The sequence below is a fragment of the Virgisporangium aliadipatigenens genome (assembly GCF_016863615.1).
Lineage (GTDB): Bacteria > Actinomycetota > Actinomycetes > Mycobacteriales > Micromonosporaceae > Virgisporangium > Virgisporangium aliadipatigenens.
This window is the reverse complement of the sequence record NZ_BOPF01000026.1, coordinates 19,468-42,539: the sequence shown is the minus strand read 5'-3', so window position 1 is coordinate 42,539 and position 23,072 is coordinate 19,468. Positions and strand designations below refer to the sequence as shown.

The window sequence follows — 23,072 nt, the reverse complement described above, 5'->3', positions numbered from 1 at the left end:
GCTTGCCTCAACGGCTGTTGACCCCCAGCGCCTCCATCGAACGCAGCGCCTCGATGACGCTGGCGATGTGCTCGCGCATGGCCGCCTCCGCCGCCTTCGGATCGCGGTCGCGGACGGCGGCGATGACGCGTTCGTGCTGCGGCAACGACACGTGCGGCCGCCCCGGCAACAGCGACAGCATGAACTGGTGGCGCACCAACTGACCGCGCAACGTCTCGATGATCCCGTCGGCGGTGCGATGCCCGGCCACCGTGCGGATCAGGGCGTGCAGCCGCTGGTTGAGATCGCTGTACCGGCGGAACTCCCCCGCGGCCACCGCCTCGCGCATCAGCGCACCGATCTCCGCCAACTCGGCCGAGTGCGCGTCGGTCACCTTCTCCGCGGCGCGGGCGGCCACCAGCCCTTCCAGCACCATCCGGACCTCGGTGATCTCGACGGCCTCCTCCAGGGAGACCTTGCGCACCTGGGCACCACGATTGCGCTGAACCTCGACCAGCCCCTCGCCGGCCAGCTCCTGGATCGCCGCCCGCACCGTGAACCGGCTCGCGCCGAAACGCTCACACAGCTGGGCCTCGACGAGGCGTTCGCCGGGCAGGTACTCACCGCTCAGGATCGCCTGGCGCAGCGCGTCACGGGTGTCCGCCGCAGTGGTCCCGCTGCCCGGCCGCGTCGTGCGGCGTCTGTCGGCTTCGTGCTCGGGCGACATGCGTCCTCGGTCGTCGTGGGGCATCGGCGCCCGTAGAATACCCCGCGATCGGCCCGCCCGTTCGTCAACCGGCCGCGTGCTCCCGCTCTGTCAACCGGTCGCGTACGACGCGAGGTCGCCGGCCACCTCGGCCGGCGAGGGCATGCGGGCGATCTCGTCCCGGACGGCGCGGGCGGCGTCGCGTTCGGGGGCGGTGCGCGCGAGCAGCCGCACGACGGCCTCCCGCACGGCCTCCGGGCCGCCCGCCGGATCCGGGCACCCGCCGGCGCCGACCCGCCGCACCGCGTCGGCGTTGCCGAACTGGTCGGCGCCCTGCGGCAGCAGCACCTGCGGCACCCCGGCGGCGAGCGCCCCGAGCGTGGTGCCGCTGCCGCCGTGGTGCACGACGACGTCGGCGTGCGGCATCAGGGCCGCCTGCGGCACCCAGCGGTGCACGGTGGCGTTCGGCGCGGCGGCGCTCACCTCGGCGGGGTCCACCCGGCCGGCGGCCACCACCACGCGTGCATCCACTGTGGACAGTCCACGCAAGACGGTGTCGAGCAGTTCCGCCGTCCCGAACGCCGTCCCGAGCGTCACGAACACCAGCGGGCCGGCGCTCTCCACCGGGAAGCCCGGATCCGGCGGGGAGAACGGGACCGGCCGCAGCGGCAGGCGTTCCACAGTGGACAGGAACGCGGGGTCCTGCAGCGACGGCGGGCAGATGTCGACGTGCGGCAACCCCGGGGCGACCCGCACCGGGGACTCCAGCCCGATCCCTTCCGCGAACATCCGCCCGAACCCGTGCCACAGGCTCGGAATTCCCGCGCGCCGCGCCGCGACGGCCGCGTCCGGCACACCCCAGCCGTGTACGACCAGGTCGGGGCGGAGCCGTTCCAGCTCGGGCGCCAGATCCTCGGCGTAGATCCCGTAGAACGCGTCAGCCGGCCGGAACGGCCGCAGCCCCTCGGCGGCCAGCTCCGGGTGCACCGCTTCACCCACGGCGAAGTGCACCTCGTGGCCGGCGGCCCGGGCGGCCCTCGCCAGCGGCACCATCGGATACGTGTGCCCGACCGAACCGAGGCCGACGAAAAGAACGCGCACCCGCAAGAACCTATCGGGCATGCTGGCTGCGTGACGGGGGCACTGCACGGTTTGGCCATCAATCCCGCGTTGCCGACGGACCTGTTGGACCGGTTCGTGATGGTGGCCGGGCCGGGGATCGGGCAGCGGCTCGCCGAGCGGGACGACCTGTCGGCGGCGCACGTGCGGGTGCTGGCCGCCGGCAACGAGCCGTGGACGCTGGCCGCATTGGCCCGCCGCGGACTCGTCACGACGGCCGACGTCGACCCGGGCGACCCGGAGGTGGTGCTCGCACTGGCGGACGCCGGCGCCGCCGCACACGCCTGGCTGCGGAGCCCGGCGCAGGACGGCACCGCGCGGGTGCGGGAGCGGCTGGCCGAGGCCGCCGGGACACCCGTCGAGATCCTGCGGGCGCTCGCCGGGGACGCCGACATCGACGTGGTGGCGGCGGTCGGCCACGCCGCACACCTCCCACCCGACCTGGCCGAACGCCTCGCCACCCACCCGCATCTCCGGGTCCGCCACGCCGTCGCGGGCAACCCCGCCACCCCGGCGCCGGTCCTCGACGCGCTCGCCACGGGCAGCCTGCCGCCCGCCGGCTCCTGCCCCGGCTGCGACGGCAACGCGTACCCGCCGCCCGGCTGGCACTGCGCCGGTGCGCACGAGGACGGCACGACCGGCGTGCGGCAGGCACTCGCCGCCAATCCCGCCATGCCGCCGCAGGCGTTCGGGGTAGACGTCGACCGGGAGCACACGTTCACCCGCTGGGCCCTCGCCGCACGGGTGGACCTCACCGAGGAGGCCTACCGCCGGCTGTCCGTCGACCCGGTGCCCGGCGTGCGGTCCACGCTCGCCGCCAATCCGGCGATCGCCGCGGACCTCCTCGCGGCCCTCGCCATCGATCCGGATCCCGAGGTGCGCCGGCAGGTAGCGCACCATCCGCACGTGGCGCTCGAGGTGCTGGCGCAGGTCGTTTCAACGACGAAAATCGGGGCGACACTCCTGCCGCGCATCGCGGCCGCGACCGCCGGCGAGGTCCGGTGCTGCGCTGTGGTGCTGCGGGCGCTCGTGGCCGAACGCCGCGATCTCCCGCCGGACGTCGTCGACCGGTTCACGCGCGACCCGGACGCCAAGGTGGTCAAGGCGATCGCCCCACATCCCGGCATCCCGGAGGAACGCCTCCGCGCGATGCTCGCCCGCCACGGCCACCAGGTCGCCACCCGAGTGGCCCGCAACCCCGGGTGCCCGCCCGACCTGCTGCGGGAGTTCCTGCCGTTGCGCCGGGCGCTGCGGGTGATCGCCGCCCATCCGCGCGCCGACGCGGACACGCTCGACGCGTGCGTCCGCCATTCCGACGAGCAGACGGCGCACGCCGCGGCCGCCAACCCGTCCCTCCCCCGGGATGTCATGGCACGCCTGCTCGACGCTTACACTGCCCGCGGCACGCCGTAGCGCGGAGGTCGACGCACCCGTTTGCCGAGCGGAGGGACGCCGGTGCGAACCGGTCGAGGAGACGCCGGGCCCGGCACCGGCGGCGGCGCGGGACCGGCACCACCAGACGCTGCTGCACTCCGCGGTGACGCACGGGTCGCCGGCCTCTGGTGCGGGCGCCGCTCGGGACCGGGGCGGATCGGGTCACGTACGGCGGTCATCCCTACTGACGCGCGGCCGCCGCCACATACCGCCCGGACCTGGGATTCCTCCGCTCACCGAGCTGAACCGCCACGTCCCCGGCCGCTCCGGCGGCCTCGGACGCGGCGCGATCCCGCTCGGCGGCGACCGGCACGGGACCGCCCGACGCGGCGGGGACCTTCGCGGCGGACGGCACGGCGGCGAGCGGCTTGGTGAGCTGCGGCGGGGTGGGTAGTGGGCGGAGGCGGAGGGCGGCCGCCGCGCACATCAGCACCAGGGCGAGCGCCAGCCCGACGACGGCCGCCCAGCCGCCGGCGCTCCACGCCCCCGCCGCGGCGTTGCCGAAGAGGGACGACCCGGCGTAGTAGCCGACCAGGTAGAGCGACGCGGCCGGCCCGGAGGCGACCCCGGCGGCGTGCGCCCGGGCCGGCACCCAGCCGCTCGCGACGCCGTGCACCGTGAAGAACCCGGCCGTCAGCACGGCCAGCCCGGCCACGAGGATCACCAACGGGCCCGCGAGCGTCAACGCGATGCCGGCACCGGTCACCACGCAGCCGACCAGGAGCACGACCTGCCGCCCGAACCGGTCGGCCAGCCGCCCGGACACCGCCGATCCGAGCGCGCCGACCGGATACACCAGGAACGTCAGCCCGACCGCGGTGAGGCTCAGCCCGTACGGCGGCGCGGTCAGGCGGAACGCGAGCGTGTTGAACGTGGCGATGAAGGCACCCATGGCGCAGCACCCGATGGCGTACAGGGCGAGCAGGCGCGGGTCCGACGCGGCGCGCCGGATCAGGCCGGCCAATTGTCGGGGCCGGGCCGGCACCGGCACGAACCGCCGCGACGGCGGCAGCGCCAGCCGCACGACGAGGGCGCACAGCAGGCCGAGGGCGGCCGTGGCGGCGAGGCCCCAGCGCCAGTTCGTGGCGTCGGTGACGATCGCCGAGACGAGCCGGCCGGCCATCCCGCCCATGGCGGTGCCGCCCACGTAGAGGCCGACGGCGCGGGCCTGCACGGCGGCGTCGAGTTCCTCGCGCAGGTAGGCCGTGGCGACCGCCGGCAGGCCGGCGAGGGTGATGCCCTCCAGCAGCCGCAGCGCGAGCAGGGTGTGCCAGCCGGGCGCCACCGCGCAGGCGAGCGCCACCAGGCCGGAGAGGGTCAGCGAGGCGTGGATGAGCCGGGTGCGCCCGAACGCCTCCGACAGCGGCCCCGCGACGAGCAGGGTGACGCCGAGCCCGACGGTGGACAGGGAGAGCGTCAGCGTGCTCGCCCCGGCCGATACGCCGAACTCCGCGGATAACTCGGGTAACACGGCCTGGGTGCTGTACAGCAACGCGAACGTGGCGACGCCCGCCGCGAACAGCGCGACGAGGATGCGGCGGTAGGAACTCACTCCCTCGACTCTGCGCCCACGCAGGCGCATGCGTCCAATGCATTCGTTTCATGGTGGCCATACGTCTCACGTATAGGACACACGTATGCTCGCACCGTGCAGATCGACGACCTCCGCCGCCTGATCGCCCTCGCCGGCCACGAACGGGTCACCGACGCCGCCGCCGCGCTGCGGCTCAGCCAGCCGACCGTGTCCCGGTTGCTCGCCCGCGCGGAGCACACGCTCGGCACCCGCCTGTTCGAGCGGGACGCGCGCGGCGTTCATCCCAACCCGCACGGAGAACTCATGCTCGCGGCCGCACGCGAGATCGTCGAACGCTACGACCGGCTGCGTCGCGACCTCGGCGACCTGCTCGACCCCGACTCCGGCACGGTGCGGCTGGGTTTCCTCAACTCGATGTCGACGTCGGTGGTGCCGCCGCTGCTGCGCGACTTCCGCCGGGCGGCCCCGCGGGTACGCGTGACGCTGCGCCAGGCGCCCAGTCACGAGCTGCTGCAGGACCTGGCCACCGGTACCGCCGAACTGGCCATCATGGGGCCGCGCCCGACCGGCCCGCACGGCTGGATCGCGTTGCAGCGCCAGCGGCTCGTGCTCGCCGTGGCGCCCGGGCACCGGCTGGCCGGGCGCAAGCGGGTGCGGCTGCCGGAGTACGCCGACGAGGAACTCGTGACGGTGCCGACCGGGTTCGGGTTCCGCGCACTCGTCGACGAGCTGTACGCGGCCGAGGGGCTGTTGCCGCGGGTGTCGTTCGAGAGCGAGGACCTCGCCACCGTCGAGGGGCTGGCCGGTGCAGGGCTCGGGGTGGCGCTGCTGCCGGAGCCGCAGGCGGGTGTCTCCACGGTGGTCGTTCCGCTGGGGGCCGCCGCGCAGCGGGTCGTCGGGCTCACGTGGCGCACGGACCGGGTGGCGGCGGCGCCGGCGGCGCGTTTCCTGGAGTTCGTGCGCGACGCGGTTCGCTGATCCGATCCAGGGCTCCCGATCGGCGATCTCATGGGACGAAAGGCATCGCCGAGCGTCGCGCGTTGTGGGGGCTGCTGCGCGACGCCGGCCTGCCGAGCCTTGCCACGCACCCGACGAACCGTCCGCACCTGACGGTGTTGACGTGCCGTTCGCTCGGCAGGGGCTGCCGACGCTGCCCCTGCCCGTCGACGCCGAACCGGCCCGGGTGCGGGAGGTGACCCCGACGGCGCGCGCCTACGACACGTTCTCCCGTACCGTCACCGTCCTGTGGCGCCGCGCCCGCTACCGTCACCGGGTGAGCGATATCCGAACCCTCGCCGCCCGCGCGGACACCAGTGCCATCTGCGACGTCGACCGGAGTGTGCGGGTGATGTCGCCGGAGCTGCGATGCCGTTCGACCGGAAAGGTGATGTGCGGCCCGGCGGTGACGGTCCGCGTCCGCGACGACTTCCTCGGGGTCCTGCAGGCCGTCGTGGCGGCGGCGCCCGGCGACGTCGTGGTGGTCGACGGCGGCGGCAGGTCCACCGCCCTCGCCGGCGAACTCTTCGCCCGGGCGGCCCTCGCCAAGGGGCTGGCCGGGCTGGTCGTCGACGGCGGCTACCGCGACCTCGGCTACGTCGCGGGGTGCGCGCTGCCGGTCTACAGCCGGCTGGTGACCCCGATGGCCGGCACCACCCAGCGCCCCGCCGTCCTGAACGAGCCGGTGACCTGCGGCGGCGTGCCGGTGCGCCCGGGCGACCTGGTCATCGCCGACGGGGACGGCATCGTCGTGCTGGACCCGGACGGGGCGGCGGCGTGCCTGAGCGCGGCCGCCGCGCTGAAGGAGACCGAGGCGCGGGTCGCCGCCCGGTTGGCCGAGGGCGCCGGGCTCGACGAGTGCGTCAACCTCGCCGAGCACGTCGCCCGCCTGGAAGCCGGTGAGCCGTCGAGGCTGACATTCACCGTCTCGGACCGGTGAGTTCGGGGGTTCCCACGGATCGTTAGGGCGTGGACGACTTCACCGCACTCGCCGCGCCGCTGCGGCCGGAGATTCTCGCGCACTGCTACCGCATGCTCGGCTCGGCCGGCGACGCGGAGGACGCGACGCAGGAGACGTACCTGCGGGCGTGGCGGGGGTTCGGGCGGTTCGCCGGGCGGTCGTCGCTGCGCGTGTGGCTGCACCGCATCGCCACGAACGCCTGCCTGCGGGCGATCGAGCAGCGCGGCCGCCGCGCGCTCCCGTCCGGGCTCGGCGCACCGGAGCGGGACTGGCGGCACCCACTGCGCGCGGACACCCGCACGCTCTGGCTCGAGCCGCTGCCGACGCCGGCCGACACCGCCTTCGCGAAGGCGTCGATCCGGCTCGCTTTCGTTGCCGCGCTGCAACATCTTCCGGCGCGGCAGCGGGCCGTCCTGCTGCTGCGCGACGTGGTGGGCCTGCCGGCCGGCGAGGTGGCCGAGGCGCTGGAGATGAGCACCGTCGCGGTCAACAGCGCGCTGCTGCGGGCCCGGGACCGGCTCGCCCGCGCCGCTCCCGTGGCGGACGACCTCGCCGAGCCGTCCGCCGTGCGGCCGCTCGTCGACCGGTACGTGCGGGCGTTCGAGGACGCCGACGTCGGTGCCCTGCGGGAGGTGCTGCGCGAGGACGTGACCCTGGAGATGCCGCCGTTCCCGGCCTGGTTCGCCGGGCGGGCGGCCGTCACCGGGTTCCTCGGGGCGTGGGTGCTGGACCCGCCGAGCCGGTTCCGGTCGTGGGGCGGCACGCCGGAGGCCAACGGCTGCCCGACGGTCGTCACCTACCTGCGCCGTCCCGACGCGACGCTGCACGCGCACGCGATCCAGGTGCTCGAGGTGACGCCGAGCGGCATCCGGCACGTGCACGTGTTCCTCTCCCCCGAGCTGTTCGGGACGTTCGGGCTGAAGCCGGTGACTACCGAGGGCGGTGCGGATCTGTACAGGTGACAAGGGGTTCACAGGACAGGGGGAATTCGCATGACACTGAAAGACCGCACCGTGGTGGTCGTCGGCGGCAGTCGGGGGCTCGGCCGAGGGGTCGTCGAGGCGTGCCGCGAGGCGGGTGCGCGCGTGGTCGCCGTGGCCCGCGACGTGGCGCCGCTGTCCACTGTGGACGTCGAGGCGGTGGCCGCCGACGCGACCGACCCGGAGAGCGCGCGGCGCCTGCTCGACGCGTACCGGCCGGACGTTCTGGTGCTCGTCGCGGGCGCGGTGCCGCCGGGTGTCGCCCTGCTCGACCTCACCTGGGACGATTTCTCGGCGAACTGGCACGCCGACACGCGCATCGCGTTCGAGTGGCTCGGTGCGGTGCTGCGCACCAGGCCGGTCCCGGGCACACGGGTGATCGTCTTCGGCAGCCAGGCGTCCCTGAACGGCTCACCGATCAGCGGCGGCTACGCGGGCGCCAAGGCGATGGTGCACCGGCTCACGCAGTACGCGCGCCTGGAGTCGCGGGGGCCGACGTTCACGGCCGTGCTGCCGGCCCTCGCGCCGGGCACCACGGTCGGCGACGTCGCGGTGCGGGGATACTCGGCGCGGCAGGGCATCGCGGCTGAGGCGTTCGTCGCACGGCTCGCGGCGCCGCTGACCCCTGCGATCGCCGGCGCGGCGGTGGTCGCACTGTCCACGATGGACAGCGTGGCGGACAGTTACCTGCTCGACGGCGCGGGGATCAGGCCGCTCGACGGATGAGGATGTCGCCGTCGAGCGTGCGGGCCCGGATCTCGGCGGTCTCGTCGCCACCGGCGGGGCCGTCGCCGGCGGTCAGTTCACTGTGGACGGTGCCGGAACTGGACTTCACGTCGAGCCACGCCGAGGTGCCCTTGCGCACACCGATCTCGATCGCGCCGGAGGCCGTCTGCAGCACCGCCGCGCCGCGCGCCACCTCGCCGAGGCGCACGCTGCCGTGGGCCGTTCGGGCGACGACGCGTGGGCCGGCGCGGTCGATGGTGATGTCGCCGTGGGCCGAGTTGACGCTGACGTCGCCGCCGGCGTGGCCGATCCAGCTGGGGCCGTCGAGGTTCTTCACCCGGGCGGCGCCGGTCACCTCGGTCAGTTCGACGTCGCCGGAGCCGGTGATCTGCGCGTCGCCGGCGATCCGGTCGACGGAGATCCGGCCGTGCAGCGTGGTGGCGCGCAGGTCGGCCGTGCGGTGGGCGAGCACGTCGCCGTGGTGGGTCCGCACGGTGCAGTCTCCGTACGTGCCCTCCAGCCGCACGTCTCCCTGTCCGGTCAGGGCCTTCACCTGGGAACCGGCGGGAAGCGCCACCGTCACGTCCACTCCGGTGGAACGGGTGGTGAGGTAGACCGACAGCGGCTTGGGCGACTTCACCAGCAGCTTCCCGTCGGCGAACTCGACCCGGGTCTGCGCCGCGGTGCGCACGTCGAACTCACTGGACGGGTCGTGCGGGCGCACCTCGACCACGGTGTCGTGGCGTTCGCCCGCCACGATGCGGATGTCGCCGGTGATCACGTCGACGGTGGCGTGGATCGGTGCGGGGGTGTCGAAGGTCGGCATTGTCGTTCCCTCCTCAGCTGACCCAGCCGCTGAACGACTGGCCGCTCGACGGACGCTTCCGGTTGTCCGGGGTTCCGAGCACGCCGGAGGTGGCCCGCACGAGCCAGGCGTTGACGGAGAGCCCGTCGCGCGCGGCCGCTTCCTCGATGCGGGCCTTGAGGTGCTCCGGCGGCCGGAAGTTGATCCGCGCCGTCGTGCCCTCCTCCTCGACGGCCGGCACGGCCGCCATGGACGGCGCCATGGATGGTGCCACCATGGCGCCGAAATCGTCGGCCGGCGGTCGGGTCACCACGAACGCCGGATCCGTCCCGCGCAGGCGCACCTCGACCGAACCCGGCGCGAGGTCGCCGGTGATCTCGTCGGAGGCAGTGGAGAGCGCGGCCAGCAGAACCAGTCGCAGCGCCGAGTCCAGCGGGGCGACGAGGCGCTCGGCCAGTGCGCGGCCCTCGGGCCCGGCGGCGTCGGCCGCGGCGAGCAGCTCCTGCCGCACCCGCTCCACGAACGGCGTCAACTCCATGGCGCCATCATGGCGCACGTATGGCGCCACGCGCAAGCGCATCCGATCGTCAGGAGTTCCCGCGCAGCAGGGGCAGCAGGTGCGAGCCCTGCCGCTCGATCTCCGGCAGGTACGGGGTGTCGGAGAGGACGAAGTGCGTGATGCCCAGGGCCCGGTACCTGCGCAGCGAGCGCGCGACGTCCTCGGCACTGCCCACCAGCCAGGTGGTGGCCGCACCACCGCCGCCGAACCTGCCGGGCGTGGTGTACAGGTTCTCGTCGAGCACCTCCCCGCGAGCCGCGAGGTCGAGCAGGCGCCGCTGGCCCACCGCGGTGAAACGGTTGGGGTCGAACGGCACCGGGCCGGCGCCGGCCGCCATCCGCGCGACCTTCGCCTCCGCGTCGGCCCAGGCCTGCTCGGTCGTGTCGCGCACCAGGGTCGTGATGCGCAGCCCGAACTCCAGGGGTGCGTGCTCGCGGCCCAGCTTCGCGCTCAGGGTCCGCAGGCGGTCGATGCGTTCGGCGACGCCGTCCAGCGGTTCGCCCCAGAAGAGTTGGACGTCGGCCTCGGTGGCGGCAACCCGTTCCGCCGCGTCCGAAGCGCCACCGAAGTAGAGCCGGGGATGCCGGCGCGCGCCCCGCACGACGGGCCTCGGCAGCACCGTCGACCCGCTCACCCGGAAGTGCTCGCCCTCGAAGGTGACGTCCTCCTCCGTCCACAGTCGACGGACGAGCCGCAGGAACTCCTTCGTCCGCCCGTACCGGTGCGCCTGATCGCCCTCGCTGTCCCCGTAGGCGGCGAGGTCGTCCTTGCCGGAGACGATGTTCACGAGCACGCGACCGCCGCTCAGGTGGTCGAGCGTTGCCGACGCCGAGGCGAAGTTGGGAGGGCGCCAGTAGCCCGGCCGGATCGCGATCAGCGGCCGGAACGTCGTCGTCCGGGCGGTCAGCGCGGTGGCGACCGTGAACGTGTCGGGCCGCCCCCAACCGGTGCCGATCAGCGCACCGTCCCAGCCGTGCTCCTCCAACGCCAACGCCTGCGAGGTCAGCGTCTCCAGGCTGTTGTGCCCGTCGACGACGTCGTCGCCGCGATGGCCGGGCTGCACCTGGTTGGGGATGTACCAGAGAAGTTCGAGGGCCATAACACCCACTATAGCGCTATGTTTAATAGGTAATTCGGAGCGCCGACGAGCGCGGTGTATCGGCGCTGTATGTGCGCTCTTCTACGGTCCCCGGCATGATGAACACGATCGCCGACCGCCTTCTGGGCATGGTCGTGCCGAAGAAGACCGCGCGGGCGGCCTGCCAGCCGTCGACCTACACGTTCGTCCGCTGTATCAACATCGTCCTCTACCGGTACACCTGTCACATCCTGGCCAGCTGCGACGAGCGCTGCACGCGGGTCAGCATCGGCCGCTGCCCCTGACCCACCCGGGCGTCCCGGGCCGGGGGGTGACCGCGGTCCGGGGCGCCTGCCTGTCGCACACGAACGAGTTCGGCAAGTGCGTCGGCGGGCTGCTCTTCCATTACCGCCGCCACGTTCTCGCGAGCTGCGACGACCGTTGCTCGTCGCACATCGTCGGCGGCTGCTGACCCGTTCTTCCGTTCTTCCGCGCAACCGTGGGGCGGTCGTCGGGCCGCCCCACGGCACCGATGGAGTTCAATGACGCGCATGGATGACACGCCACGGGACCGGCTCGGCGCGCGGGACGCGGCGCGCCACGCGGCCATCGCGCTCGGCTACGCCCGTCGGGCGGCCGCGCCGCTGCTCGCCGCGCGTCTCGCGACCACCGTCACGGGCGGCGCGCTGCCGGTCGCGACCGCGTGGCTCACCAAGACCGTGCTCGACATCGTCGCCGACCCGGACCGGCCGTCCGCGGCGCTGGTCGCACCGGTCTGCGCGCTCGCCGCGGCCGGTGTGCTGACCGCCGTCACGCCGCAGCTGGGCGGGTTCGTCGACCGGCAGTTGAGCCGGCGCGTGACGCTCGCCGCGAAGCAGCGGATGTTCGCCGCCGTGGGCCGGCTCGGCGGGCTAGCGCGGTTCGAGGATCCGGCGTTCCACGACCGGCTCCAGGTGGCCGGAAACGCCACGCACGCGCCCGCCGACGTCGTCACCAGCGGGCTCTCCCTAAGCCAGGCCGCGCTGACCGTCACCGGGTTCCTCGGCACGCTCGCCGTGCTCAATCCGTGGTTGCTCGCCGTGGTGGCCGTCGCGGCCGTGCCGACCCTGCACGCGGAACTGGCGATCGGCCGCGTCCGCGCGCGCATGTTCTGGGAACTGAGCCACTCCACCCGCCGCGAGCTGTTCTACGCGCAGCTGCTGACCAGCGTGACGGCCGCGAAGGAGGTGCGCATGTTCGGGTTGAGCGGGTTCCTCGGGCTGCGGATGCGCGCCGAGATGCACGCCATCGACCGCGAGAACAGGCGCACCGACGTGCGTGAACTGCGGGTGCAGGCGGCACTGGCCGTGCTCGGCGCGCTGACGGCCGGCGGCGGGCTCGTCTGGGCGGTGTTCGCGGCGCGCGCGGGGCGGCTCAGCATCGGCGACGTGGCCGTTCTCGTGGCGGCCGTCGCCGGGGTGCAGGGGGCGCTCAGCACGGCGGTCCACGCGATCGGCACCGGGCAGCAGACCCTGCTGGTCTTCGACCACTACGAGCACGTGGTGCGCGCCGGAGCGGACCTGCCGCAGGGCAACCGGCCCGTGCCGCCGCTGCGCGACCGGGTGGAGCTGCGCGACGTGTGGTTCCGCTACGCGCCCGAACTGCCCTGGGTGCTGCGCGGCGTCACGCTGAGCGTCGAGGCCGGCCGGGCCACGGCGCTGGTGGGTCTCAACGGCGCCGGCAAGAGCACCCTGGTGAAGCTGCTGTGCCGGTTCTACGACCCCGAGCGCGGGGCGGTGCTGTGGGACGGCGTCGACGTGCGGGAGTTCGACCTCGGGCAGCTGCGGGAGCGGATCGGCGTGGTGTTCCAGGACTTCATGTCCTACGAGCTGACCGCCGCCGAGAACATCGCCGTCGGCGACGCGCGGCTCCTCGACGATCCGGCCGCCGCGCGGGGCCCGGTCGAGGCGGCCGCCGCCCGGGCCGGCGTCGACGGTGTGCTCGAACGCCTCCCCGACGGCTACGACACGATGCTGAGCCGCATCTTCCTCAGCACGGCCGACCGCGACGACCCGGAGACCGGGGTGGTGCTCTCCGGCGGCCAGTGGCAGCGGGTCGCGTTGGCCCGGGCGTACATGCGCGACGAGCGTTCGCTGCTGATCCTCGACGAACCGAGCGCCGGCCTCGACGCCGCCGCCGAGCACGAGGTCCACAGTGGACTGCGCCGCCACCGGGCCGGGCGCACCAGCGTGCTCATCTCGCACCGCCTGAACGCCATCCGCGACGCCGACACCATCGCCGTCCTCTCCGAGGGTGTCGTCGCGGAGTCCGGCACGCACGACGCGCTCGTCGCCGCCGGCGGCCTGTACGCGGAACTGTTCGAGCTGCAGTCGGCCGGCTACCGCGATCCCGTCATGCCGTGACGCCCGCCCTCGTCCTCGCCGCGCTCCTGACGCCCCTGGGAGCGGTGGCGCTCGGTGCAGTGGCGTTGGTGCGCCGCCGGTACGTCAGCGTCGACATAACCGGCGGCTCGATGCGGCCCACCTATGACGACGGCGACCGCGTGCTCGTGCGCCGCGTGCCGCCCCGCCGGCTGCGCACCGGCGACGTGGTCGTCCTCGCCGAGCCCTCCCCTCGGAAGCCCGAGCCGGGGTCCGGCGCCGGGGAGCGGTGGCTCATCAAACGCGTCGCCGCCCTGCCCGGGGATCCGGTGCCGCGTCACGTGCCCGCGCTCGCGACGGCCGCCGGGGAGCGGGTGCCCACGGGCAGCGTGGTCGTGCTCGGCGACGGCGGGGCGCGCAGCTACGACTCCAAGCAGCTCGGCTATCTGCCGTTGGAGAGTGTGCTCGGCGTCGCGGTGCGCACGCTGACCCGCGCTCACGGCCGCCGGTGACAGATGTTGCGGCGCGGCCGTCTCCGCGGGTCCGGACGAGGGGGTGGGAGGAATGCGGGTAGCCCGTAGCCGGCCACCCGCACCTCCCACCGTCCCCTGTGGCTACTGCCGAAGCTGCTCGGTGGAGCGTGCGGCGGTCAGCGGCCGGCCATGAGCCGGGCCTCTCTCCGCGGTCCCGGCCGGGCGGTCGGTGCCGGTCGCACCTGCGCCGAAGGTCTGGGCGAGCGGCCCGTCGGTGCCGAGTGCGGCGATGGCGCGGCTGGCGCGGCTCTTGACGGTGCCGGCCGAGCAGCCGAGTTCCTCGGCGATCTCGCGTTCGGACAGGCCGGCCCAATACCGCAGCAGCAGTACGATCCGCTGTCGTGGCGGTAGCCGGCGCAGCGCGGCGAGGACCAGGTGCGCGGTGTCCAGGCCGTCGTACGGGTCGGCCGGCCGGGGCTCGGGCAGCACCGCGGCGGGCAGTTCCCGCCACCAGAAGCGCCGGCCGGCCCGCCAGGCCGCACGGGCCATCACCCGCCGGGTGTACGCCTCCGGGTCACCGTGCGGATGCAACCGCCCCCACGCCCGGTACGTCTTGACCAGCGCGTCCTGGGCCAGGTCCTCGCCGTACCCACGGTCGGCGGTGAGCAGCGCGCCGTACCGCACCAGCGCGGGGTACCGCGCGCCGACGAATTCGGCGAAGGCGCCCTTGCGGTCCTCGCTCGTCACGGGCGGATCCCGAACAGCCGCTGCAGCTCGACCAGCGCCTCAGCGCTGAGCCGCACCCGGCCGCCGTCCGACGAAACGGCCTCCCGGCAGTCGTCGTCAAAGGAGATGATGACCGATGTAAGGCCACCCGCCGGATCGGAGGGCGGCAGCACGCCGGGTGTCGCCGGCGGCGGTGCGTCAACGGTGTCCAGGGTGAGACGGGCGGTCGGCTGCTCCTCGGTGGCGCAGGCGCGCCGGTTGTCCGCAACGGCGTCCTGGCTGCCCAGCAGCCGCAGCACGGCGGCAATGGTGTTCGGGTCCGTGGTCTTTCGGTGCGTATCCGGGACCGTTCGCGGGTCGGGGGCCGGTGGGTCCAGGGTTGCGACCGCGACGCTCTTCGGCAGCACGAGCCGGCCGTCGTGTTCGGGCGTGGTCCGCACGGTGTCGATGAACCGCCGCTGCGCCGCGCCGTCGAACCGCAGGTCGATGGAGACCTGCGCCCAGGGGATCACGAGGGTGTTGTGGTAGCCGTAGCCGGGTGGCCTCTCGCCGTTGTGGACATCGTCGGTCGTGCCCGTGGCCAGCCAGGCCGGTTCCCCACCCGCCAGCGTCAGCATCCGCGGCGCCATGAGGTACAGGGCTTTCCCACCGGTTCCGAGCTCACCTTGTCCCATCGGGAAGGGGGTGCGTCGACCCCGGATCTCGATCCGGGCGAGCGGGCAGCCGTGGTCGTCGGGACCGGCGATGACCACGGTGTTTTCCAAGGTCTCGCAGTTGGGCGTGTCGGGCTCGATCCGCCGCCACTCCGGTGAGTCGGGCGTGACCACCCGCCAGCCCGCCGGCACGGGTATGACCACCCCACCGGCCACGATCTTGCCGTCGACCAGCCGAGGTGTCGGGGGCCGGCCGCCGACCGGGCTCGCCGTCTCCGGCGCAGCGTCCCGCGCCGACATGGAAGCCACGGCAACGCCCCCTGCGAGCAGGGTGGCGCACGCCACCGCCCCGGCCGCCACGGCCCGCAGCCGCTGGCTGCGGGCGCGTTGTACTACTGCCGGTACCGGGTCCTTCACCTGCGGCTCCACATGCTCCACCGCGCTGTCGAGCAACTCTCTGATGCGCTGCGTCATCACACGCTCCCATCGCCCACCGAATCTGCTGCCCTACTAAGGCAGTGACCGACGGAGGTGGTTCCATGCCTCGCGGAACGAATGAAGGTGGGGTCAGGCCTCCGCTTTCAGGAGTTGGTCGAGGTCGTGGGCCGCGTCGTCGTTCCCCAGGCGGTGGAACAGGTCCCGCGCGGCGGTCCACGCGTCGCGCGCGCCCGCGACGTCACCCCGCGCCGCGTGCGCCGAACCCAACACCCGCAACGTGCGCGCCTCCGGGAACGGCGTTCCGCACCGGCGCCACAGCACACCCGCCGCGTCGAGGTGCTCGACCGCCTCGTCGGGCCGGTCCTGCGCGACGGCCAGTTCGCCGAGTCCCAGCAGCGCCAACGCCTCGCCGAACGCGGACCCCTGTTCGCGGCTGCGCACCAACGCGCGACCGAGGACGGAGGCGGCGTCCCGGCGGCCCAGCGTCGCGTAGGCGGATCCCAGATGCGCCAGCATGAACGCCTCCTGCAACGGGTCGCCGGAGGCCGTCGCCACGGCGTGCCCGCGGGCGAAGCGTTCCGCCGCGGTCGCGTGGTCGCCGCCGGACGCCGCGAGCAGGCCGAGCATCCCCAGCGCGACGCTCTCGTCCCGGGGGCTGCCCACCTCCCTGGCGACGGCCAGCGCCGCCTCCGCGCACTCGCCGGCCAGATCCGTTCGCCCGCGCGCCCGGTGCACCATCCCGGTCATCTGGTGCACGTGCAGCTCCCCCAGCCGGTACCCCACCTGCCGGGCCGCGTCGAGGCTCGCCGCGAGGCAGCGCAACGCCTCCTCGTACTCGCCGCGGGCGCGGTGCACGTCGGCGCAGCTGAGCCAGGCGTCGGCGGCACCGGCCGGCTCGCGCAGTTCGACCAGCAGGTCGCGGGCCTCGGACGCCCACGCCAGCTTGTCGTCGAGGGTGAACCCGCGCCCCGACACGTGCAGGTCGGCGAGGTTGCGCAGCAGCACCGCGACGCCCAACCGCACACCCGCCGCCCGGCACGCCGCCAGCGCGGCCCGATGCGTGTCGACCGCGTCCGCGTAGTAGCCGTACAGCTCGCAGAACGCGTGCAGCGCCGCCGCGAGCCGCCACGCCGCATCGGCGAGTCCGGCCCGCGCGGCCCGGTGGACGGCGGCGACGAGCACGTGCCGTTCGGCCTCGAACCAGCGCACCGGGTCGTCGTCCCCCGTGGGAACCGTTGCGGTGTAAGGGATCGGTGCGACGGTGCGGCGTTCCAGGCGGGCGTCGGCGTCGGTGGCCCGCGCGAGCAGGCGGGCGCACACCTCTCGCAAGGCGGCGCGTCGCTCGGCGGCGGGTAGTTCGCACTCAGCCCGTTCGACCGCGAAAAGCCGGACCAGGTCATGGAAGCGGTAACGGGCGCGGCCGGTGGCGTCCGGACCCTGGTCCTCCAGAAGGCGCGCGGCGACCAGCTGACGGACGGCGCCGTCGGGGACGGCCTCCTCGGTGACGTCGGGAAGGTCGAGCGCGGCCAGGATCCGCAACAGGCGGCGGGCCTCCGGCGGCAGCGACGCGTCGGCGGTCGCGAGGCTGGCCCGCACGTCGAGGTCGCCGACGGTCAGCTCGGCGAGGCGGCGGCGCTCGTCCCGCAGCCGCCCGGCGAGCGCCGCCAACGGGTACCGGGACTCGCCGGCCGCGCGGGCGGCGGCGATGCGCACGGCGAGCGGGAGAAAGCCGCACAGCCGCACGATCTCGGCGACGGCGGCGGTGTCCCCGGCGCGTGCCGGCGACACGACCGCGGCGAATAGCGCGCCCGCCTCCGCCGGCGTGAACGTGTCCAGGTCCACGAACGCCGCGCCGGCCAACCCCGCGAGGCGCGCCCGCCCGGTCACCAGAACCGCGCAGCCGCCCGCGCTCGGCAGCAGCGCGCGCACCTGCGCGGCGTCGGCGGCGTTGTCGAGCACCACGAGCACGCGGCGCTCGGCGAGTTCGGTGCGCAGGAGGCCGAGGCGCTCGTCGGGGTCCTCCGGCAGCCGCGCCGGCGGCACGCCGAGCGCGCGCAGAAACAGGCCGAGCACGTCGCCGGGGCGCGCCGGGACGCTGCGGTCGCCGCCGAGGTCGGCGTAGAGCTGCCCGTCGGGGAACCGCGCCCGCAGCCGGTGCGCGACATGCACGGCCAGCGCGGACTTTCCCACGCCGGGCGGCCCGGACACGGCGAGCACGCGAAGCGTCGCGTGGCCCTGCTCCAGCAGCGCCACGCAGCGCGCCACCGTCTCCGCGCGGCCGGTGAAGTCGGCGACGTCCGGCGGCGTGAGAAACGGCACCGGTCTGTCCGATGTGGACAGTGTGACGGCCGGCGCGGCCGGATCCAGGGCCGGGTCCCGTTCCAGGATCGCGCGGTGCAGCAGCACCAGATCCGGCCCTGGCTCCAGGCCCAACTGGTCGACCAGCGCCGCCCGGGCCCGCGCGAACACCTCCAGCGACGCCGACGCGTCGCCGCACCGGTAGAGCGCGAGCATGAGCTGACCCTGCGCGCGTTCCCGCAACGGGTTGTCCGTGACGAACCGGCGCAGCAACGGCACGATCTCGGTGACCCGGCCGAGCGCCAGCTTCAGCTCCACCAGGTCCTCGACGATGACCCGCCGCTCCTCCTCCAGGCGGGCCGCGTACTCCGCGAGCGCCGGCCCCACGGCCACGTCGGCGAGGCTCTCCCCGCGCCACGCCTCCAGCGCCAGCTCGTACAGCCGCGCCGCGTCGAACGGCACGCTGCCGGCCACCGCCCGGGCCCGCAGCACCCGTTCGCGCACCTCGCTGACGTCGAGCTGGGACGAGGCCACGCGCAGCTCGTAGCCGCCCGGCCGGGCCAGGATCGGCGAGGCGCCGGCCCCGTCACTGAGCGAACGCCGCAGCCCGGCGACGTACGTGCGCACATTGGCGGTCGCCGACGCGGGTGGCGAACCGGCCCAGATCTCCTCGACGAGGTCGTCGATGATGACCGGTTCGTTGGCCTTCATCAGCAGGTAGGACAGCAGGATGCGCCGCTTGGCGGCCGGAACGGGCACCGGCGCGCCGTCCCGGCACACCTGCATCGGGCCCAGCACCCGATAGGTCCACGTCATCGCGTCACCCCCGTAACGACGTCCGACGAGTGCGAAGCATATTCGATGTATCGCCGCTGTACAGGTGCCCGCGTACGGTCGGCGGATGCCGTTCCTCGTTGCCGCTGTCGTCCTGCTCACCGCACTGGTCGCGTTCGATCTGTTCCTGACGCTCGGCGTGATCAGGCGGCTGCGCGAGCACACCGAACTGCTGTCGCGGGTGCCCGCCGATCCGCTCGGGCCGGGCATCGTCACCACGGGTGGGACGGTCGGCGAGTACGCGGCGACCACAGTGGACGGTCGCGCCGTGAGCCGCGCCGACCTCGCCGGCGGCACCACGGTCGTCGGCTTCTTCTCCACGACCTGCCCGGCGTGCGAGAAGCGGCTGCCGGAGTTCGTCGACGAGGTGCGCGGCGCCGGGCGGGTGCTCGCCGTCGTCGTCGGCAGCGGCGCGGCCGCGGAGGACATGTGCCGCCGGCTGTCCGAGGTGGCCGGCACGGTCGTGTGCGAGACGGACGAGGACGGGCCGCTGGCGCGGGCGTTCGCGGTCACCGCGTATCCGGCGTTCGCCCTGGTGGACGGCGACGGGATGGTGCTTTCGGGCGGGCCGACGCTGCCCCGCGCAACGCCCGCGCGCGGGTGAGGAGCCGCTGAGTAGCGTTCCCGACCCGCTCGGTGTCGCGGCCCACCGGCGCGAACCGGTCGCGGCCCGCAGCCGTACCTCCTGGCGACGGAGGTTCCGGGGACGGGTCGCGACGGGGAGGTGACGGCGGGTGGCGCTCATTACGCGGCCGCGGCCCGACAGCGCCCCGCCCGCCGCGGAGCCACCCGTTCGGCGGAGCCGGCCGAGATGGCGGCGGATCGCCTCGGACCTGCTGACCGCGGGGGCGTTCCTGCTGGTGATGGCGATTCTGACGGCGCCCAACCGGATCGAGCGGCTGACGCCGGGCGAGTTCGTGCGGATCCCGGTGGAGGGGGTGCTCGCGGCGGCGCTGCTGCTCGGGGTGCCCGCGCGGGCGCGCCGGCCCGTGGCCGCGGTGATCGGCCTCGCCCTGGGGATCGTGGGCGTGTTGAAGATCGTGGACATGGCGTTCATCGCGCTGGTGGCGCGCTCGTTCGACCCGGTGCTGGACTGGAGCCTGCTCCCGGTGGCGGTGGAGACGCTGAAGGAGACGTTCGGGCGTGCGGGCGCCTACGGGCTGGCGACGCTGGCCGTCTCGGCGGCGATCGGCGTGCCGCTGCTGACGATGCTGGCGGTGCTGCGGCTGAGCCGGCTCGGGGTGCGTCACCGGGACGCCACCACGCGGGGCACGATCGTCCTCGCCGTGGTCTGGGTGGTGTGCGCGGCCATGAGCGTGCAGCTGGTGCCGGGTGCGCCGTTCGCGTCGCGGACCGTCGCGGGGCTCACGTACTACCGAATGGTCGCGATGCGCAAGAGCCTGGCCGACGAACGGGCGTTCGCGGCGCAGGCGCGACAGGACCCGTTCAGGAATGTGCCGTCCGACAAACTTCTCACCGGGCTGCGCGGCAAGAACGTGATCGTCGCCTTCGTGGAGAGCTACGGGCGGGACGCGGTGCAGAACCCGCTGTACGCCACGCAGGTCGGCGCGGTGCTGGCCGACGCGGACGGCCGGTTACGGGCGAAGGGATTCGCCTCGCGCAGCGCGTTCCTGACGTCGCCGGTGTACGGCGGCGGGAGCTGGATGGCGCACGCGACGCTCCAGTCCGGCCTCCGGGTCGACAACCAGCAGCGCTTCCGAACCCTGGTGTCGAGCGAACGCCTCACGCTGGCACAGGCGTTCCGCAGCGCGGAGTGGCGCACCGTGGCGGTGACCCCGGCGAGCGTGCGCGCCTGGCCGGAGGCGTCCTACTTCGGCTTCGGCGACGTGTACGACTCGCGCAATCTCGGCTATCGGGGCCCGCGGTTCGGCTACGCGGCGATGCCGGACCAGTTCACGCTGGAGGCGTTGCGGCGGCGGACGGCCGGCGGTCGACCGTTCATGGCCGAGGTCGACCTGGTGTCCAGCCACACGCCGTGGGCGCCGGTGCCGCGGATGGTGGGCTGGGACGAGTTGGGCGACGGCTCGGTCTTCGGGCCCATCGCGGCCGCCGGCGCGACGCCGGACGAGGTGTGGCGCGACGCCGACCGGATCCGCACGGAGTACCGCCGTTCGATCGAGTACTCGCTGACGAGCCTACTGTCCTATGTGGAGCGTTACGGCGACGCGGACACGGTCGTCGTCTTCCTCGGCGACCACCAGCCCGCGTCGCCGGTGGTGGCCGCCGACGCCAGCCGGGACGTGCCGGTGACGGTGCTCGCCCGCGACCCGGCGGTCCTTTCGCGGGTCGCCGGCTGGGGTTGGCGGGACGGGCTCAGGCCCGCGCCGGACGCGCCGGTGTGGCCGATGGCGGACTTCCGGGACCGGTTCCTGACCGCGTTCGCGTAGGCCGCGGCGCGGGCCCCGTCGGGCTGCCCCGGCGGAGAAAACATCGATCCACTCATTGACGGCGATAGCTGTCGCTCGTACGTTGTGGAAACGGTTCGAAACACACTGAACTCGATTCCGAAACTTTCGTACGTGGAGGCGGGATTGACGCAGGTAAACAGCCCTCCTCCGGTTGTGGTGGGGGAGGCACCTTCACCCGGGGAAAGGGCTTACCCCGAAAGTTTCGACAAACGGCGGGGTCCGCGCAAAATCGCACGTGATCGCTTTTTGATCTTCGCAATACTGCCCGGATTGTTGCTCCTGCTGACGTTCCATTATCTGCCGCTGCTCGGCAACGTCATCGCGTTCAAGGACTTCCAGCCGTATCTCGGACTGGTCGACAGCCCCTGGTCAGGGCTCACCAATTTCCGGGTCCTGGTCGAGGGCGACCCGTATTTCCTGAACGCGTTGCAGAACACCGTCGTGATCATGCTGCTGCAGATCCTGGTCGTGTTCACCGTCCCGATCGCGCTCGCGCTCCTGCTCGACAGCCTCATTTCCGAACGCCTCAAGCGCGTCGTGCAGACCGTGCTGTACCTGCCGCACTTCCTCTCCTGGGTGATCGTGATCGCGATCTTCAACGAACTCCTCGGCGGCAGCGGCCCGCTCAACAGCTTCCTGCGCCGGCACGACCTCGGCACCATCGACATCGTCGGCAACGCCGCCGTCTTCAAGGAACTCGTCACCGGCCAGGTGCTGTGGAAAGAGGCCGGCTGGGCGATGATCCTGTTCCTCGCCGCGCTGTCGCGCATCGACCCGCACCTGTACGAGGCGTCCAGTGTGGACGGTGCCGGAAAGGCCCGCCAGCTCTGGCACATCACCCTCCCCGGCCTGCGCAGCGTCATCGTGCTGCTGCTCATCCTGCGGCTCGGCGACGCGCTCACGGTCGGGTTCGAGCAGATCCTGTTGCAGCAGCAGGCGGTCGGCCTCGGGACGAGCGAGGTGCTCGACACGTACGTCTACAACAACGGCGTGGTCGCCGGCGACTGGGGCGTCGGCGCGGCGATCGGGCTCGTGAAGGGACTCATCGGCGTGGTGCTCGTGTTGGGCGCCAACAAGGTGGCGCACCTCTTCGGCGAGCCGGGGCTCTACCAGAAGGATCCGCGATGACGAAGGCCCTGAAGGGCGCACTGCTGACGCTCTGCTGCGCGCTGGTCGTCGTGCCGTTCCTCGGCATCGTCGCCACGAGCGTCTCCACGCGCGAGGACATCGTGCGAAACGGCGGCTTCGTGCTGATCCCACGGGAGATCACGTTCGCGGCGTACCGGGCGCTGCTGACCGGCGGGGTCGTCCCGCGGGCGGTCGGCGTCAGCGTCTTCATCACGCTCGTCGGCACCGCGCTCAGCCTCGTCGCCACGACCCTGCTCGCCTACGGGTTGAGCCGTCCCGGGTCGTTCGGGCACCGGCCGGTGCTGATGCTCGTCGTCGCCGCCCTGCTCTTCACTCCCGGGATCATCCCGGGCTATCTCACGGTGTCGGAGCTGGGCCTGCTCGACACGTACTGGGCCGTGATCCTCCCGGCCGTGGTCAACGCGTTCAACGTCGTCATTCTCAGAGCGTTCTTCATGGAACTTCCGAGTGAACTGCTGGAGAGCGCGCGGATCGACGGGGCGAGCGACGGCCAGACGTTCGTGCGGATCGTGCTCCCGCTGTCGAAGGCCGTCCTGTCGGTCATCGGCCTCTTCTACGCGGTCGGCTACTGGAACGCCTTCTTCAGCGCCCTGCTCTACCTCAACGACTCCGCGAAGTGGCCGGTCCAGTTGGTGCTGCGCACCTACGTGGTCAACCAGACGCAGCTCGGTGTCGACCAGGTCGGCACCGCCAACCTGCCGCCCCAGGAGGCGCTGCAGATGGCGATCCTCGTCGTGTCGATCGTGCCGATCCTGCTCATCTACCCGTTCGTTCAACGCCATTTCACGAAGGGCGTGCTGGTCGGCGCCGTGAAGGGCTAACCCCCAGGAGAACA

General features: G+C 73.4%; 22 protein-coding genes. 13 read left to right on the top strand and 9 right to left on the bottom strand.

The annotated features are described in order from the left end of the window. Nucleotides 1–7 precede the first annotated feature (7 nt). A complete protein-coding gene (locus Val02_RS31075) occupies nt 8–706 on the bottom strand; it encodes a GntR family transcriptional regulator (RefSeq protein ID WP_203902810.1) in 699 nt (232 codons plus the stop codon). A gap of 90 nt (nt 707–796) precedes the next feature. Continuing rightward, nucleotides 797–1,807 (bottom strand): glycosyltransferase, encoded by a 1,011-nt coding sequence (locus Val02_RS31070; protein WP_203902809.1) that lies wholly within the window; start codon nt 1,805–1,807, stop codon nt 797–799. A 9-nt stretch (nt 1,808–1,816) separates the two neighbouring features. Between Val02_RS31070 and Val02_RS31065 the strand changes: the two genes are divergently transcribed. Continuing rightward, complete coding sequence (locus tag Val02_RS31065; protein WP_203902808.1) at nt 1,817–3,217, top strand: hypothetical protein; 1,401 nt, start codon at nt 1,817–1,819, stop codon at nt 3,215–3,217. A gap of 202 nt (nt 3,218–3,419) precedes the next feature. On the opposite strand, the gene Val02_RS31060 is transcribed toward Val02_RS31065, so the two are convergent. Continuing rightward, nucleotides 3,420–4,790 (bottom strand): MFS transporter, encoded by a 1,371-nt coding sequence (locus Val02_RS31060; RefSeq protein ID WP_239153465.1) that lies wholly within the window; start codon nt 4,788–4,790, stop codon nt 3,420–3,422. Nucleotides 4,791–4,886: 96 nt separating this feature from the next. Between Val02_RS31060 and Val02_RS31055 the strand changes: the two genes are divergently transcribed. The 4 genes from Val02_RS31055 to Val02_RS31040 all read left to right on the top strand — a co-directional run bounded on the left by Val02_RS31055 (nt 4,887) and on the right by Val02_RS31040 (nt 8,435). Next, nucleotides 4,887–5,750, top strand: a complete 864-nt coding sequence (locus Val02_RS31055; protein WP_203902806.1) for a LysR family transcriptional regulator — start codon at nt 4,887–4,889, stop codon at nt 5,748–5,750. A 142-nt stretch (nt 5,751–5,892) separates the two neighbouring features. After that, on the top strand, nt 5,893–6,708 hold the full coding sequence (locus Val02_RS31050; protein WP_239153464.1) for an RraA family protein: 816 nt from the start codon (nt 5,893–5,895) through the stop codon (nt 6,706–6,708). Nucleotides 6,709–6,737: 29 nt separating this feature from the next. Next, on the top strand, nt 6,738–7,691 hold the full coding sequence (locus tag Val02_RS31045; protein WP_203902805.1) for an RNA polymerase subunit sigma-70: 954 nt from the start codon (nt 6,738–6,740) through the stop codon (nt 7,689–7,691). 30 nt (nt 7,692–7,721) lie between these two features. Continuing rightward, complete coding sequence (locus Val02_RS31040; protein ID WP_239153463.1) at nt 7,722–8,435, top strand: SDR family NAD(P)-dependent oxidoreductase; 714 nt, start codon at nt 7,722–7,724, stop codon at nt 8,433–8,435. Here Val02_RS31040 and Val02_RS31035 read toward each other — a convergent pair. Genes Val02_RS31035 through Val02_RS31025 form a run of 3 tightly spaced genes read right to left on the bottom strand, consistent with a single transcriptional unit; the run spans nt 8,416 to nt 10,898 of the window. Continuing rightward, nucleotides 8,416–9,261, bottom strand: coding sequence for a DUF4097 family beta strand repeat-containing protein (locus Val02_RS31035; RefSeq protein ID WP_203902804.1), 846 nt, complete (start codon nt 9,259–9,261; stop codon nt 8,416–8,418). The two genes, Val02_RS31040 and Val02_RS31035, sit on opposite strands and share 20 nt — an antisense overlap. 13 nt (nt 9,262–9,274) lie before the next feature. Then, the gene (locus tag Val02_RS31030) at nt 9,275–9,778 is read right to left on the bottom strand and encodes a hypothetical protein (RefSeq protein ID WP_203902803.1); all 504 of its coding nucleotides are present in this window, start codon (nt 9,776–9,778) and stop codon (nt 9,275–9,277) included. A gap of 49 nt (nt 9,779–9,827) precedes the next feature. Then, on the bottom strand, nt 9,828–10,898 hold the full coding sequence (locus Val02_RS31025) for an LLM class flavin-dependent oxidoreductase (RefSeq protein ID WP_203902802.1): 1,071 nt from the start codon (nt 10,896–10,898) through the stop codon (nt 9,828–9,830). Nucleotides 10,899–10,993: 95 nt separating this feature from the next. On the opposite strand from Val02_RS31025, the gene Val02_RS31020 reads away from it, so the two are divergent. The 4 genes from Val02_RS31020 to Val02_RS31005 all read left to right on the top strand — a co-directional run bounded on the left by Val02_RS31020 (nt 10,994) and on the right by Val02_RS31005 (nt 13,749). Then, nucleotides 10,994–11,182 (top strand): hypothetical protein, encoded by a 189-nt coding sequence (locus Val02_RS31020; RefSeq protein WP_203902801.1) that lies wholly within the window; start codon nt 10,994–10,996, stop codon nt 11,180–11,182. 26 nt (nt 11,183–11,208) lie between these two features. Beyond that, nucleotides 11,209–11,349, top strand: a complete 141-nt coding sequence (locus tag Val02_RS31015; RefSeq protein ID WP_203902800.1) for a hypothetical protein — start codon at nt 11,209–11,211, stop codon at nt 11,347–11,349. Nucleotides 11,350–11,428: 79 nt separating this feature from the next. Beyond that, complete coding sequence (locus Val02_RS31010; protein WP_203902799.1) at nt 11,429–13,279, top strand: ABC transporter ATP-binding protein; 1,851 nt, start codon at nt 11,429–11,431, stop codon at nt 13,277–13,279. After that, nucleotides 13,276–13,749: a S26 family signal peptidase gene (locus Val02_RS31005; RefSeq protein WP_203902798.1), complete on the top strand. Its 474-nt coding sequence runs from the start codon at nt 13,276–13,278 to the stop codon at nt 13,747–13,749. Before Val02_RS31010 ends, Val02_RS31005 begins: the two co-directional genes overlap by 4 nt. A gap of 102 nt (nt 13,750–13,851) precedes the next feature. Here Val02_RS31005 and Val02_RS31000 read toward each other — a convergent pair whose 3' ends face one another. From Val02_RS31000 to Val02_RS30990, 3 genes are all read right to left on the bottom strand, one after another. Beyond that, on the bottom strand, nt 13,852–14,457 hold the full coding sequence (locus tag Val02_RS31000; RefSeq protein WP_203902797.1) for a SigE family RNA polymerase sigma factor: 606 nt from the start codon (nt 14,455–14,457) through the stop codon (nt 13,852–13,854). Beyond that, nucleotides 14,454–15,563: a hypothetical protein gene (locus tag Val02_RS30995; RefSeq protein ID WP_203902796.1), complete on the bottom strand. Its 1,110-nt coding sequence runs from the start codon at nt 15,561–15,563 to the stop codon at nt 14,454–14,456. The genes Val02_RS31000 and Val02_RS30995 overlap by 4 nt, the downstream gene beginning before the upstream one ends. A gap of 93 nt (nt 15,564–15,656) precedes the next feature. Then, nucleotides 15,657–18,641 (bottom strand): AfsR/SARP family transcriptional regulator, encoded by a 2,985-nt coding sequence (locus Val02_RS30990; protein ID WP_203902795.1) that lies wholly within the window; start codon nt 18,639–18,641, stop codon nt 15,657–15,659. 85 nt (nt 18,642–18,726) lie between these two features. On the opposite strand from Val02_RS30990, the gene Val02_RS30985 reads away from it, so the two are divergent. From Val02_RS30985 to Val02_RS30970, 4 genes are all read left to right on the top strand, one after another. After that, nucleotides 18,727–19,263 (top strand): TlpA family protein disulfide reductase, encoded by a 537-nt coding sequence (locus Val02_RS30985; protein WP_203902794.1) that lies wholly within the window; start codon nt 18,727–18,729, stop codon nt 19,261–19,263. A 130-nt stretch (nt 19,264–19,393) separates the two neighbouring features. Then, nucleotides 19,394–21,067, top strand: a complete 1,674-nt coding sequence (locus Val02_RS30980) for a sulfatase-like hydrolase/transferase (protein WP_239153462.1) — start codon at nt 19,394–19,396, stop codon at nt 21,065–21,067. Nucleotides 21,068–21,358: 291 nt separating this feature from the next. Further along, nucleotides 21,359–22,216 carry an ABC transporter permease gene (locus tag Val02_RS30975; protein ID WP_239153461.1) on the top strand — a complete coding sequence of 286 codons (858 nt, stop codon included), beginning with the start codon at nt 21,359–21,361 and terminating at the stop codon, nt 22,214–22,216. Then, entirely contained in the window at nt 22,213–23,058 is an 846-nt protein-coding gene (locus Val02_RS30970; protein WP_203902793.1) for a carbohydrate ABC transporter permease, read from the top strand. The genes Val02_RS30975 and Val02_RS30970 overlap by 4 nt, the downstream gene beginning before the upstream one ends. The last annotated feature ends 14 nt before the right edge of the window (nt 23,059–23,072 follow it).